The sequence below is a fragment of the Veillonella dispar genome, assembly GCF_900637515.1.
In the GTDB taxonomy this organism is placed as follows: domain Bacteria; phylum Bacillota; class Negativicutes; order Veillonellales; family Veillonellaceae; genus Veillonella; species Veillonella dispar.
The window spans coordinates 684157-699064 of sequence record NZ_LR134375.1 but is presented as its reverse complement, the minus strand read 5'-3'; the positions used below and the strand labels follow the sequence as shown (position 1 = coordinate 699064).

Annotated in this window: 16 protein-coding genes; 1 reads left to right on the top strand and 15 read right to left on the bottom strand. The window is 38.3% G+C overall.

Going from position 1 to position 14908, the window contains the following annotated elements; all coding sequences use genetic code 11:
- From mrdA to EL171_RS03155, 9 genes are all read right to left on the bottom strand, one after another.
- Window positions 1-1923: a penicillin-binding protein 2 gene (gene mrdA, locus EL171_RS03195; RefSeq protein WP_005386034.1), complete on the bottom strand. Its 1923-nt coding sequence runs from the start codon at window positions 1921-1923 to the stop codon at window positions 1-3.
- A gap of 23 nt (window positions 1924-1946) precedes the next feature.
- Entirely contained in the window at window positions 1947-2438 is a 492-nt protein-coding gene (mreD, locus tag EL171_RS03190; RefSeq protein WP_005386033.1) for a rod shape-determining protein MreD, read from the bottom strand.
- Window positions 2435-3352 (bottom strand): rod shape-determining protein MreC, encoded by a 918-nt coding sequence (gene mreC, locus EL171_RS03185; protein WP_005386032.1) that lies wholly within the window; start codon window positions 3350-3352, stop codon window positions 2435-2437. Before mreC ends, mreD begins: the two co-directional genes overlap by 4 nt.
- A gap of 1 nt (window position 3353) precedes the next feature.
- Entirely contained in the window at window positions 3354-4391 is a 1038-nt protein-coding gene (gene mreB, locus EL171_RS03180; RefSeq protein ID WP_005386031.1) for a rod shape-determining protein, read from the bottom strand.
- A 327-nt stretch (window positions 4392-4718) separates the two neighbouring features.
- Window positions 4719-5417, bottom strand: a complete 699-nt coding sequence (radC, locus tag EL171_RS03175) for a RadC family protein (protein ID WP_005386030.1) — start codon at window positions 5415-5417, stop codon at window positions 4719-4721.
- Window positions 5418-5589: 172 nt separating this feature from the next.
- Window positions 5590-6156, bottom strand: coding sequence for a Maf family protein (locus tag EL171_RS03170; RefSeq protein WP_005386029.1), 567 nt, complete (start codon window positions 6154-6156; stop codon window positions 5590-5592).
- A gap of 102 nt (window positions 6157-6258) precedes the next feature.
- Window positions 6259-6882, bottom strand: a complete 624-nt coding sequence (locus tag EL171_RS03165) for a hypothetical protein (RefSeq protein ID WP_005386028.1) — start codon at window positions 6880-6882, stop codon at window positions 6259-6261.
- A gap of 151 nt (window positions 6883-7033) precedes the next feature.
- Window positions 7034-8239: an acetate/propionate family kinase gene (locus EL171_RS03160; RefSeq protein ID WP_005386027.1), complete on the bottom strand. Its 1206-nt coding sequence runs from the start codon at window positions 8237-8239 to the stop codon at window positions 7034-7036.
- A gap of 3 nt (window positions 8240-8242) precedes the next feature.
- Entirely contained in the window at window positions 8243-8806 is a 564-nt protein-coding gene (locus EL171_RS03155; RefSeq protein ID WP_039969076.1) for a hypothetical protein, read from the bottom strand.
- 187 nt (window positions 8807-8993) lie between these two features.
- Here EL171_RS03155 and EL171_RS03150 point away from each other — a divergent pair, with 187 nt between their 5' ends.
- The gene (locus EL171_RS03150; protein ID WP_039969074.1) at window positions 8994-10187 is read left to right on the top strand and encodes a tRNA(Met) cytidine acetate ligase; all 1194 of its coding nucleotides are present in this window, start codon (window positions 8994-8996) and stop codon (window positions 10185-10187) included.
- A gap of 50 nt (window positions 10188-10237) precedes the next feature.
- Here EL171_RS03150 and pyrR read toward each other — a convergent pair whose 3' ends face one another.
- The 6 genes from pyrR to EL171_RS03120 form a co-directional block, all read right to left on the bottom strand.
- Window positions 10238-10759 carry a bifunctional pyr operon transcriptional regulator/uracil phosphoribosyltransferase PyrR gene (gene pyrR, locus EL171_RS03145; RefSeq protein ID WP_005386024.1) on the bottom strand — a complete coding sequence of 174 codons (522 nt, stop codon included), beginning with the start codon at window positions 10757-10759 and terminating at the stop codon, window positions 10238-10240.
- A 149-nt stretch (window positions 10760-10908) separates the two neighbouring features.
- The gene (locus EL171_RS03140) at window positions 10909-11832 is read right to left on the bottom strand and encodes an RluA family pseudouridine synthase (protein WP_005386023.1); all 924 of its coding nucleotides are present in this window, start codon (window positions 11830-11832) and stop codon (window positions 10909-10911) included.
- A gap of 61 nt (window positions 11833-11893) precedes the next feature.
- Window positions 11894-12334, bottom strand: coding sequence for a signal peptidase II (gene lspA, locus EL171_RS03135; RefSeq protein WP_039969072.1), 441 nt, complete (start codon window positions 12332-12334; stop codon window positions 11894-11896).
- A gap of 107 nt (window positions 12335-12441) precedes the next feature.
- Entirely contained in the window at window positions 12442-12606 is a 165-nt protein-coding gene (locus EL171_RS03130) for a 4Fe-4S ferredoxin (RefSeq protein WP_005386021.1), read from the bottom strand.
- Window positions 12607-13096: 490 nt separating this feature from the next.
- A complete protein-coding gene (locus tag EL171_RS03125; RefSeq protein WP_004696474.1) occupies window positions 13097-13360 on the bottom strand; it encodes a SemiSWEET family transporter in 264 nt (87 codons plus the stop codon).
- Window positions 13361-13599: 239 nt separating this feature from the next.
- Window positions 13600-14898, bottom strand: a complete 1299-nt coding sequence (locus EL171_RS03120; RefSeq protein WP_005386020.1) for an SLC13 family permease — start codon at window positions 14896-14898, stop codon at window positions 13600-13602.
- Window positions 14899-14908: the final 10 nt, after the last annotated feature.

Sequence of the window (14908 nt, the reverse complement as noted above, 5' to 3'; positions counted from 1 at the left end):
CTAATCCTTTCTTGGTTGCCCACTAGTTACTGCCTTCTCCGGTTTTTGACCATTCGTCGTATTGCCTACAGTGGCAGCATCTTTATTACTTTTAGTATTTGTATCATTCGTTTTTTTATTCAACGGTACATTGAAATATGCAGCTAACACATCTCGTACGATTGGGCCTGCAGAACCGGCACCAAAGCTACCTTGTTCAACGAGTGCAACCACAACAATTTGCGGTTTATCATATGGTGCATAGGCTACGAACCAGCCATGATCTCGGCCATGTGCGTTTTCCGCAGTACCAGTTTTACCCGCTACATTTATAGGGAATCCTTTAAATAAATCCCCTGCTGTACCGCCCTCATTCGTTACATCACGCAAGCCTTCTCGAATGAGATCCATAATATTTTTAGGAACTGGTAGAATTCCTAATTTATCAGGTCCAAAAATTTCTTTTGGCGTGCCATCTTTATTATCGATGCGGCTTACCACATACGGTCTATATTTAATGCCTCCATTAGCCACTTCACTGAGCATTACAGCCATTTGTAATGGCGTAACCAATGTGAAAGATTGACCAATTGCAGCATCAAAGGTTTCCCCTAAGTACCAATCTTCATCATATACTTTTCGTTTATACTCAGGGCTTGCCATAATGCCAGCGGCCTCACCCGGTAAATTAATACCCGTCTTTTCACCTATGCCAAAATACGCAGCATATTTATCGAGATTTTCTATGCCTACACGATTACCCATTTCATAGAAGTAAACATTGTCAGACTTAGCAAGTGCTTTATTAAAATTAAGCCAACCTAATGCTTCACCTTCCGCATTTCGTTTATCGATCAACCAGTGCTTACCACTATCAAAGATCATCTCTTCAGGAGTAACCTTTTTAAGGTCTAATGCGGCCGTACCAGTAATAATCTTAAACGGTGAACCTGGAGGATATTCACCAGAAATAACCTTATTATCAAATGGATGATTTTTATCATTGTTTAACTGATTCCATTGAGCCGTTGTAATGCCTTTCGCAAACCAGTTTGGATTGAATTCAGGAGCGCTAACCATAGCTAAAATAGCTCCTGTATTAGGATCCATTGCTACCACTGCGGCCCCTTGTGCTGGAATACCTTGAGCACGCAACTGATTAAGCTGGTTCTTAACAGCCTCTTCTGCAGCCTTTTGAAGGTTTACATCAATGGTTAAATGAATATTAGAGCCTGGTACCGTATGCTTTCTATCTACCTCGGCTACAGGACGACCTGTAGCATCTACTTCAACTTGCTTACCACCATCAGTGCCACGCAAGATAGAATCATATAATTTCTCAAGGCCAGAACGACCTAAAATGGTACCACCACTTACCAGTGTATTAGGATCTTGCTGTTTCAGCTCTTCTAATTCCTCTTCACTCACTTCACCAACATAACCAAATAGTTGAGAAGCCATCGTTTCATATGGATAGTATCGAAGTGGCTCAACATCAATCGTTACCCCCGGTAATTCATGTCGATGCTCTTCAATGGTTGTTACTACGTCCATTGAAATATCGTTAGCGATACGTATTGGCTCATAGCCATACTTGTGATCATTAACCTTCTTTTTAATATCTTCAGGCTTCATTTTCAATAAAACTGCTAATTTAGCCACTTCACCATCATCCAAAGCCTTCCCTGTAGGCATGATAGATATTGTATAAGCAGGTCTAGAGCCTACAAGAATTTGACCATTGCGATCATACATAATGCCCCGTGCTGCAGTCATCGGTACCATGCGTAGACGGTTACCCTCCGCCTTAGCTTGATAATAACCGCCAGCCAAGATTTGTAGCATAAATAAACGCAATGCCAATACTATGAATATGCCCGCTACAATGTAAAAGAGTACATCAAAGCGACTCGTTTTTCTTCGTTTATAGAGGCCTTCAAGCACTCTTTCACCCCCTTACTAATTTATTACCAAATATAATCTTGCTGTTCGTCCTTACGCCACAATAATCCGTGTACGATGGCCGCCAATAAACCGTTCCAAAATAGTACCGGTATAACCATATGCCACATATATAACCCTATATGTAAATCCCCGCCACTGGCTAATATCATTAAGCTCCGGATAAATCCATCAAGCAATGTACAAATGGCTACAATAGCACTGGACCAATACCAACGTTCTTCATAGAGTCGATGTTTCACTGCAGATAATAGGTAAACCACAAGAACGTAAGGGAATAAATGGAGCCCAAAGAAGTTAGATATCAATACATCATGTACAATACCACCCATAACAGCTGCCATCAGCCCCATATAACGACCTTTAAATAGTGTGACTATAACAATGGTGGTCAAAATTAAATTTGGCAACCAATTCGTATGAAAAATAGCAGGCAATAATTGCGCCTGTATAAAATAAATTAAGAATCCACAGAGGACTAAAGCTAGACGCGTCATGGTTTAACGGCCCCCTTTGCCCCTTCTACTTGATCTCGTTGTGTTTGCGGTACAAGCTTAGGCTCAAGCCCTGGTTTTTGTGGTGCACTAACAGAAGATGCTGTAAGAACAAACACCTCTTCCAGACGGTAAAAGTCTACACTAGGTGTGATAACGGCATTCTTAACAAAGCCTTCTGTATCATTTTCGATAGACTGTACATTGCCAACAGGCAATCCTTTTGGATAGATACCACCGTACCCAGAGGTTATTAATTTATCCCCTACTAATACATCGCCATCACGAGCAATATTTACCATTGATGGTGTACGAGGTGAATCTCCATCGCCCTTTACAACACCAGATAAACGGGATTCAGGACGCTGTACGATAACACCAATTGCACTACGCGGGTCAAGAATAGTTTGCACACGAGAGGAATGAGGATATACATCGGTAATAAAACCAACTACCCCACTTGGTACAACGACAGCCATATTAACGGCCATCCCATCTTCACTACCCTTATCGATAGTGAAAGTATTTGTCCATGTACCGTAATCCTTTGTAATAATACCGGCCAATGTCATGGAAAATTCTGGATGACTACTCTTATAGTTAAGAAGCTGACGGAGTCGAATATTTTCTGCCACTACCTCGTCATAGTTAACTACCTTTTGTTCTAATGCAGCTTTACGAGATGCTTCCTCATCACTTTCAATAGTTGCAGAAATAGCATTATTGAGCACTGTGAAGCCAGTTTGCACACCATCAAGTAAACGGGCAGATCCATAAGCAAACGGTGTTGTAATGCCTTCAAGAGTAACAGTAACAAAAGGAATACTAGTTCGTTGTTTCCATGCAAATCCAAGCAAAGCCAATAGGATACAGCTAATAACAACGACGATAATTAACTTTTTATCTGACTGTATCATATTAGTCTTGGCCCTTTCTATTTTTAGAATTTACAATAAATCGCGATAAACTCACTAAGTCCGATGAAGCCCCATTAAGGCCTACAACAACTTTCGTCTCAGGTGCGTCCGGAACGTGTACAGGCACACCTAATTCGCCACCAATACGCTCTGCCAGGCCAGATAATTGCGCTGTACCACCAGTGAGGTAGATTCCATATTGCATAATATCGGCTACAATTTCAGGTTCAGCGGAACGAATCATTTGTTTTAATTCATCCAAAAGGCCTCCGATACAGTCATTAACAACTTGGTATACTTCAGACTGATGAATGACACAACGTCTACCTAAACCATTCATCATATCACGGCCTTGAAAGGCATATTCCGCATCTTCTAGTGGTGCCACAGCAGTACCTACAGTATGTTTAATATCCTCTATAATTTCATCAGAAACGATAACACCAAAACACTCGCGTACATAGCGTAGCAATGCATTGTTAATATCTGAACCACCAAAGCGTATAGTTTTGCTATCTACAATACCGCCCAATGAAACAATACCCATATCTACGGTACCACCACCAATATCAATGACCATGGATCCACGAGCTTCAAAGATAGGTGCACCGCAACCAATAGCTGCAGCCACAGGACGTTCAATAAGAAATACTTCGCGGGCTCCCGCCTGAATAACGGCATCCATCATAGCTCTTTGCTCAACATCAGTCATCCCGCACGGAACACCAACAAGAACTCGAGCACGACGCAATGCATTAGATACCTTATTCAGAAAATAGTTAAGCATCGTATGCATAACGCGATAATCCACAATAAAGCCATCTTTCAACGGTGTCAAAGGTCGCCACATATCCGGCATACGCAATACAAGGCGAGCAGCTTCATCGCCAACGGCTACTACTTTTTCTTGTTTCGTATCAGTGGCTATAATAGATGGCTCGCTTATAACGGTTCCTCGCGTCCCTCCCATGAGGCGCGTCTGTATGGACCCAATATCTATACTTACATCTTTTCCTAGAGTAGGTAAAATGGAACTCATAGTAAAATCTCCTTCATTACATCATCATTCCATTTTACCACATATAATACGACTTTTTCTATTAATATCAAGGCTTTTACCATTGTTAAAAGCTCAGAAAATGCATAATTCAAGTACCCTTAAGTCATACATAATTTACACACTCACAAGTGATACATTACAAAGCTACCTATAGGTCGAACAAAATAGAAAAAGCACCCATATCATGATGCATTCTCTATTTACTAGACATAATAAAGAACGCATCATTATGAGTGCTTATTTACTGATACAACAAACTATAAAGCCATTATTATACAGTTTTAAAACTTATCATATAAGGATAACTTAACTGAGTTTACCGATTTCACTAAGGCTAGTGAATTCATTATCACCAATGACGATATGATCTAACACAGGTATCCCCATGAACTGACCTGCACTGACAAACAACTTGGTTAGTCGTATATCTTCATCACTAGGACGACTATCGCCGGATGGATGATTATGTATTAAAATAATGGCCGCCGCATTACACGCTATGGCCTTCTTAAAAACAGCACGCTGCTCTACAAGGCTAGATACTAACCCTCCATTAGAAATATGTTCTAACTGAATCAATTTATTTCGTGACGTCAACATAGCTGCCCATACATGCTCTACCTCTTCGTGGCGCAAACGCTCCATTACATATTGGGCTATAACAAAGGGCTGTGAAAAATCTTCGTAAGTTTCCTTGATTTTAAGCTCTCCCAAGCGCCGCCCCATCTCAAGAGCTGCACATAAGGTCACCGCTTTATCTGTACCAATACCCTTGATTTTAACGAGTTCTTCAACGGTCATTCGATTTAAACCATATACGCCATCATCAAAGGATTGTACGATATCGTTAGCTAAGGAAATGGCGGACTGCCCCTTTACCCCTGTTCGTAATAAAATAGCTAATAGTTCCTCCATCGCCATATGGGATGGCCCTAGGGTAAGAAACTTCTCTCGCGGCCGTTGAAACGGCAACATGTCTTTTACACTTACTGTTGGTACTTCCATAGAATCTCTCCATTCAAATAGATAACACCATCTATCTATCAAGCAACCAACACATCTACTCTCTTTATATATTACTTGCACAGCACAGCACAGCACAGCACAGCACAGCACAGCACAGCACAGCACAGCACAGCACAGCCAATTATAACACTATCACTATAAAGCGATAGTATTATTTAGCGCCTAACGCTTTACATAGTTCATCATACACATGCTCTACAGGCAAGCCAACCACATTGGTATAAGAGCCTTCAATCTTTTCTACCCATAAAGCGCCTTTACCTTGTATACCATAGGCGCCAGCCTTATCCATAGGCTCACCACTACCGATATAGGATTCAATTTCAAAAGGAGCTAACTTTTTAAAATATACCTTTGTTTCATTATGAAAAACTATTTCTTGACCTTTAATAAGCAAGGCTACACCAGTAATTACAGAATGAACTTGGCCTGATAAACGCTCTAGCATATGACGGGCCTCAGATTCATCATGAGGTTTACCTAGCACTTGATTGTCTAATACGACAATCGTATCAGCACCTAGTACGATGCTCCCTTCAGGTACGCCTACAGCCGCACGAGCCTTACCTAAAGCTTGTTCTTTCACCATTTCAATAGGATTATCATAACCCTTATTAGCCTCTTCATAGGCACTTGATACAACAATATGATCAATACCAACTTGTGTTAATAATTCAGTTCTTCGTGGTGATTGGCTCGCCAAATATAATCCAGCCATTTGCACTCCTTTATCGTATATGAATTTTAGTTAATTTCACCGTTTTATAAATAAAACCATTCCAACCAATTTAGATAATATAAATTAGAAAATATCTGTAAATTAAACAAGAATATCAGGGTCATCCTTTTCAGGTGTTGTTAACTTTTTATAGTACTCTTGTACATCTTCACCATGTTTTACCGCATCAGCACGGACTGCAGCATAGAACACAATGTCCGCTTGAGGCACACGGATACGACCTGGTACATGTTCCTCTAAGATGTCAAAAAATTTATCATCCGCTTTCAATAAAAGGCGACCATTTTGAACCTTATCACCCTTTACAATCGCATATACTAGAGACCAAATAGGACGTGGATCAGAAGTTGAGCATTTTCTATATTTATATCGATATTTAATATTTGTCAATAACTCACGTTCAAACTTAAAGACGCCATCAATCATATCGTAATCTACCTCAAAATGGCGCTTTCTAAATATAGAAGATTCTTCAATTACTAACTTTGTATCTGTCAAAATATAGGTATATCGACTAACAGCTTGTTTAACAATTACGATGATAGCCATAATTTCAATAAAATATTCTGCTATTAGTATAGTATGCAAGTTAATACTACGATATGTAGTGTACCCAACACCACATAATAATAGAATAACAAAACATAATACTAGCCACTCTGCACTTTTAGCACGCTGAGATTTTTCTTCATATAATACTGTCATGTGTTACCCCTTTAAAAGAACTACTACTTTATAACTATACATTCTATTATAAGGTATTCTAAGTATAAAAACTACAAAAACCCCGCCTATATCTATGATATAGACGGGGTTTTATGACTCTATTAGTCACCTAGTTCAGATACGAACTATATTATTTTTTCAAGGATGCTGTAATACGTTGAGTATCGCGAGCAATCATGATTTCTTCGTTTGTAGGGATTACGAAGATTTTAACTCTGGAGCCTTCAGCACTAATTTCTTGTTCTTTACCGCGGATGTTGTTGCGTTCAGAGTCAATGCGAGTACCCAAGTATTCTAAACCATTGCAGATTGCATCACGGTTACCGATACCGTTTTCACCGATACCAGCTGTGAATACGATAGCATCAACACCACCCATAACTGCTGCGAATGCACCAATTACACGGCGAACTTTGTAATGGAACATGTTCAATGCTAATTGAGCACGTTTGTTACCATTAGCTGCTGCTTCTTCGATAACACGGAAGTCATTAGACACGCCGGAAATACCAAGTACACCAGATTTTTTATTCATAACAGTGTCTACTTCATCGTAGTTCATGCCAGTTTTGTTCATCAAGAATGGAACGATAGCTGGATCAATATCACCAGTACGAGTACCCATGATCAAACCAGACAATGGAGTAAAGCCCATTGTAGTATCGATAGAGCGACCACCTTTAATAGCGGATACGGAAGAACCATTACCTAAGTGACATGTGATGATGCGAGGATCAGACATGTGTTTGCCCATCAATTCAGCGCAACGTTGTGCAACATATTTGTGGGATGTACCATGGAAACCGTAACGACGGATGCCATAATCTTCATAGTATTCGTAAGGAAGCGCATACATGTAAGCTTCTTTAGGCATTGTTTGGTGGAATGCAGTATCGAATACAGCAACTTGTGGTACGTTAGGCATGATAGCTTGGCAAGCTTCGATACCTTGAATGTTTGGTGGGTTATGCAATGGAGCCAATGCGCAGCATTCTTCTAATGCTTCCATAACAGCTGGAGTGATCAATACGGAGTCAGCGAATTTTTCACCGCCATGTACTACACGGTGACCAACAGCGTCGATTTCGTCCATAGACTTAATTACACCATATTCAGCATCAACTAAAATATCAAGTAAAATACGAAGAGCTTCTTTATGATTCAAAATTGGTTCAACGCGTTCTAATTTATCTGCGTTAGGACGTTTATGAGTAAAGATAGCGTCTTGATCACCAATCTTCTCAAAAAGACCTTTTGCCAATTCTGTTTCAGTTGTCATATCAAGTAATTGATATTTCAAGGAAGAACTACCGCAGTTAACTACTAATACATTCATCGATTAACCCTCTTTCTGTTGTGTAACTTGAATCTTGTTTTGAATTTCTTTGCTGATATCAGCACCTACCTGATCCTTTTCAGGATATTGGTAGACTATATTCCACAATACGCCATGATCTAAGAATACGTATTGAGAAAATCTAAATGTTTGTCCTTGAGTTGTATAGGTCACATCAAGCTTTTTAGCAGACGCGCCTTCTAAAGCTACAGACTCTTCTTTGATGGTGCCGCCAATTTTAGTAAACTCAGATTTGCTGCGGTTTACATACTCATCCACTGTTGGCAATGGTTTGTTTTCACCAGCACGCAAAGCCTCAACCTCAATTACCATATGGTCTGTAACAGATCCATAAATATCAATTGGATACCCATCATCAGACATATTTTTTGTACTTTTACCCATTTCATAAGGCAAAGCAATGGTAATTTCAGATTGACCAGCACGGATAACTTGATGGCCAAAACTATATGTATCCATTACATTTGTAGAGCCACATCCCGCCATTGCTAGTAGCGCAGCACCGAGCAGAGCCCCTTGTAATGTACGTTTCCAATTTTGTTTCATCATATACCTCACATCAATTCAGCATTTACAGTTAATTATAGCCTATAGAACAAATAAAATCTACAAAAAACTTTAGTTTTACACACATTTTTTACATCTATTTCTTTACTATACGGCCTCTTAAGTTCAAAATTTATTTACAGTCTTTCTATGCTTTGTTACACTAACACTAATGAAAGGAGTCACTATGAAAACCATCGGTATTATTTGCGAATACAATCCATTTCACAATGGTCATGCACATCAACTACATACATTAGCTACAAAATACCCTGATGTATTGCGCATCTGTATTATGAGTGGCTCCTTTGTACAACGTGGCGAACCAGCTCTTTTCTCAAAATTCGATCGCGCTCGATGGGCTATTCTAGGTGGTACAGATATCGTTATCGAACTTCCTACGCTTTATTCGTTAGGTAGTGCCCAACTATTTTCTTCAGGTGCCATTCAATTAATTAAATCTTTATCTATTGATATGCTGTCCTTTGGTTCTGAAACAACTGATTTAGACCAACTCATCCATACGGCTAAACGTATGGATTGTGAAAGCACTCAAAATGAATTACGCGGTTATTTAATTGAAGGTCTATCCTATGGCACAGCCTTCCGTAAAGCACTAGGCTCCGAAATGCTTAACACACCTAATGCCTTGTTAGGGCTTGAATATATACGAGCTGGGTTAAAATATCACTCAAACTTAGAATATATCCCTATTCAGCGTACATCTGATCACCATAATCAAAACATCGATCAAGAGTTGCCATCAGGTACCGCGTTGCGCCAATTCATCACTATTGCTAATCCCTTAGATATATATTCAACGCTCCAAACTGCTATTCCAACACCTATTCTAGATGATATGAAGCATAGAATCACAAGCGGTCACTATGTCGACTACAGTAGATATTACAATACGGTACACATGTTGAGTCGCCGCATGACCATCAATGAATTAGAGCGTTTTGTTGATTTTACTGAAGGTATTGAACACTTGTGGTTGAAAGCAGCTCAACAACCAACATGGGAATCTGCTATCAATCAAATAAAATCCAAGCGCTACACCTATGCACGATTACAACGAATGGGTGCCTACCTCACATTAGGAATTACAAAAGACTTGATAAACGTCGCTATGGACGAAGGCCCTCAATACGCTAGATTACTAGCCTTCAATGACAGAGGTCGTAAATGGCTTCGAACTGAACATGATATTCCAGTCATTCAGAAATGGGCTAAAGCACCTACTCAACTCAACAATCTTGGAAAATCTATGCACCACATCGACACGCTAGCTACAGATATACAAGCCTTATGTTTCCATAATGAAGCTAACCGTATAGGCCATACAGACTATACATATACACCACAATATATTAAATAAATAGCATAATTTTAATTTAAACAAACCAAAAGAAGGGGTTACAATACAGGTTATTCCTGTATTGTAACCCCTTCTTCGCCATCTAGATCAGCAACGGCAACGCGTACACTTTCAAGATGAGATGTAGGAATATTTTTACCTACATAATCTGCACGAATTGGCAATTCACGGTGACCACGATCCACAAGAACTGCTAACTGAATTGATTTAGGTCTACCAGATGTCATCAATGCATTTAAAGCTGCACGAATGGTGCGTCCTGTGTAAAGCACATCATCAACAAGGATAATTGTTTTTTCTGTAGTATCAATCGTACATGGTTCGCCTTCTTTTTGACGAGCATCACGATCATCACGATACATAGCCACATTAAGAGACTCACATTCAATATGAATCCCTTCAATGCGCTCAATTTCAGCTTGTAAACGTTTTGCCAAAATAACACCACGTCGTTCAATCCCTACAATGAGAGCATTGGATAAGCCTTTATTACGTTCTAGAATTTCATGACTAATACGACGGATAGCACGCATAATAGCATCTTGATCCATCAATAAGCGTTTCTTTTCCATATATACGCCCTTATAGCACAGAGACCTCTATGCCCTTTCAACAAATATAGTTAGAAGATTATTTAGTAAACCACAATATAAGACAGCTATTTTATTTACATGTATTTACATTTGTCTACATTTGTTTACGTTTCTTTTCGTTTTTTCGTTTATTTACGCTTATCTTCTCGATATGTTTTAGCAAACTCTAAACATGCTTTGAAGTCATCTGGAAGAGGCGCCTCAAAATGCATACTTTCACCTGTAATAGGATGTTTTACATCTAAAGATCTAGAGTGTAACGCTTGTCCTTCAATAGGGAAATCCATACGACGGTAACCATAGAATGGATCATTGACAACAGGATGTCCAATATGAGCAAAATGTACACGAATTTGATGTGTGCGCCCAGTCTCTAGATTACATTCAACCAAGGTTTGATGACCAAATCGTTCAACTACATTAAAGTGAGTGACTGCATCCTTACTATTTTCAAAGACAACTGCCATTTTCATGCGATCCTTAGGATGTCTCCCAATAGGAGCCTTAATAGTGCCCTTCTCTTCTACAATATTGCCTTGTACTAGTGCTAAATACGTACGTTTAGCAGAATGTTCTTTTACCTGCTCAGCTAAACCTATATGAGCTGCATCATTCTTAGCAGCCATCATAACACCAGATGTATCCTTATCTAAACGGTGAACAATACCAGGTCTAATCTCACCATTAATACCGGACAAATCCTTACAATGATATAGCAATGCATTAACAAGTGTACCCGAATAATTGCCCACCGCAGGATGAACAACCATACCACGTTGTTTATTTACAATGATAATATCATGATCTTCATACAATACATCTAAAGGAATATCCTCTGGTTTTACCTCTACAGATTCAGGCTCCGGTATCTCTACACGTACAACAGCATTTGGTGTAAGTCTAAGATTTGCTTTCCCTACCTTAGCACCTACTGTAATGTGACCACCTTTAATTAAACTTTGAATATAACTACGAGACCCTTCCATATGTTCTGTTAAGAATACATCCAGTCTCATACCGTCTTGCTCAGCATTTACAATATATTCGTTCATCCTCTACCTCTCTATGAGTTAAGTATCATATATTAATTAATTATATGTCATAATATATGAATTATTTATCATCATCTTTTAATGTAAATAAATAGTAGACTACTAAAGCTACGCCTACACAGATACCAATATCAGCAACATTAAAAATAGGCCATATACGGAAATCAAAAAAATCTACCACACCATGAATCATGTAACGATCAATGCCATTACCAATAGCACCAGACACTAATAAAGCAGATCCAATCTGTAAAGTCCACGGACCTTTTGATAAGCGCTTCCAATAATATGCACATGCGCCTAGCAAAATAACCGCTACCAGTAAGAAAAACCATCGCTGATTAGCAAGCATACCAAATGCTGCACCGCGATTAATAATATATGTTAAATGAAATACATTGGGTATAACCACTAAAGACTCACCTAACATAAAATGATTCATAATGTAATATTTAGTCCATTGATCTAAGAGTAACCAAAGAATTAGTATAATATAAAACAAGCTGTACTCCCTTATAATAATATATATCTTAATAGTCCTATTATACTAAGTTAAGCAAATTTAGGCAAAATAAAAAGCCCCTCAATGAGGGGCCGTTTAATTTGTGATTACTCAGCGGAAATTACAGATACTGGGCAAACGGATTCGCAAGAACCGCAATCGATGCAAGTATCGTTGATTTCATATTTAGTTTCGCCTTCAGAAATAGCAGAAACTGGGCAAACAGATGCGCAAGAACCACATTTAATGCAACCATCAGCAATAACTCTCATAATTAGGACCTCCATAAAAATATAGATCAGAACTTTTTATTATCATTTAGAAAGGCACTTGCCTCAACTTATGTTCTCATTATCACACAGTTCTTTTTGAAAGTCAAATGAAAATGATAAAAAACTGTATATATTTTTGCATATTACTTTTTCATTTTTATCATACAAAGCCTATGTTTATAGGTATTTTGATATTACTTTTCATTTAATTAATTGAATATGATATTCAACAAATGAGAATGTTGTAATTATCAATTTTATAAAATTCTAATCATTATAATAGGAATTTAATTATCAATATTTATTATCATAAAAACTATTTTTTTATTACAACAGATTTAACGCTTATCTATATTTTAATCTAACATATAAACTTCACTCTAAAAAAGGCCGAATCATACGATTCGACCTCATTTATATTTATAAAGTAAAGTAATATCTTTACTATTATTCACTATATAACAATAATACTATTTTTTTCTTATAGCACTTAGAAAGATGTTAAGAATGTTAGTGTACCTAAAATAACGCCTGCAAGGTTTGGTACGATTAAAATATAATCACGTTTAGGTGATTTTGTCCAACCATATAATACCCAGATCAAACAGGATACTGCTGCAAATAATGGTTGCCATGGTTGACTAGGTTGACCATGAAGATTAGCAATTATTTGTGGGATATAGGCTAAAAATACAAATACACCAATAAATGCACCAATAGAACCAACTAACATATTAAATCTTTCTTTTGTCATAGATGACCTCCTTATTCAACATTAAGTTATTATATCTTACACAATATACTATATCATATTTTTTTCGATGTAGTCAATTGTGTAAAATTAATCATGCAAATTAGTTTAATTCATATTGCTTTTGATTACACTTATATGTAATCTATATTAAAATCATATAGGCTAAAATCATAAAAAACGAGGCCGAATCTTACGATTCGACCTCGTATGTGCTTTATAGTAGAGTAACCTATCCCCTATTATTTACCAGGGAAGAATGGCCATACCATTGGAATGATAATTAAGCTTACTACGAAGCAAACTAAACTCAATGGAACGCCGGCTTTTACATAGTCTGTAAATTTGTATTGACCAGGGCCAAGTACTAATGTATTTGGAGGTGTACCTACAGGTGTACCGAATGCACAAGATGCAGCAACGCCGATAGCCATCAATACAGCATGAGGGTCAGCGCCCATACCTTGAGCAATGGAGATACCGATAGGAGCCAACAATGCACAAGATGCTGTGTTAGACATAAATTGAGTCATAACACAAGACAATGCGAATAATACTGCTGTTGCAAAGTAAGGGCTAGGGTCAGAACCCATAACACCGATTACTGCATTAGCAATCATTTTACCTGCACCAGATTGGTCAAGTGCAGTTGCTACTGGCATCATACCAGCAAATAAGAAGATTGTTACCCAGTCAATAGATGTGTAAGCTTGTTTTTCGTTCAAGCAACCAGTTAATACGCAAAGCATTGCGCCAATAACTGCAACCATGCTCAATGGTAAGTTGATACCATAACCTTTTAGGAAGTCACCTAAAATCATAGCAATGATTACACCTAAAAGAATAAGACCAGAGTATAATTGTTTCTTAGGATCGTTAGAAATATCTTCAGCAGCTACTTCTTGTTCAACGTCGCCAGCATCTTGAATTTCATGTTTAGGCAATAAATGTTTACCAATAAGCATCATGAATGCGATTGTGGCGATAGTCAAAGGAATACCGATCCAAGCAAATTCGAAGAAACCAAATGGTTGTTCACCAAATTTAGTTAATGTACCACTTACAATAATGTTTGGAGGTGTACCAACCATTGTAATGATACCACCAATACCTGCAGCGAATGCTAAAGGCATCAATTGGCGAGATGCAGGAATCTTAGCAACAGCACAGATACCAACAACTACAGGAAGTAAAGCAGCTGTAGTACCAGTGTTAGATAAGAATGCGGACATAGTTGCTGTAACAACCATGATTGCTAGCATTAAGCCATTTTCGCTAGTACCAGCATGAGATACTACTGTTTCCCCAATTTTTTGAGCCAAACCAGTGTAGAACAATGCTGCACCAACAACGAACATGCCAGCAAACAACACAACTGTACTATCAGATAAACCAGAGAATACAACCTTAGGAGTAATAATACCCATAAGGCCAAGTGTAATAGCGCCGCCTAAAGAAGTAATAGCTAAAGGAATAATTTCCGTAACAAATAAAACAGCCATGACTGCGAGGACGATTAAGGTTTGTTCTGCAGTACCCATACATCATCAT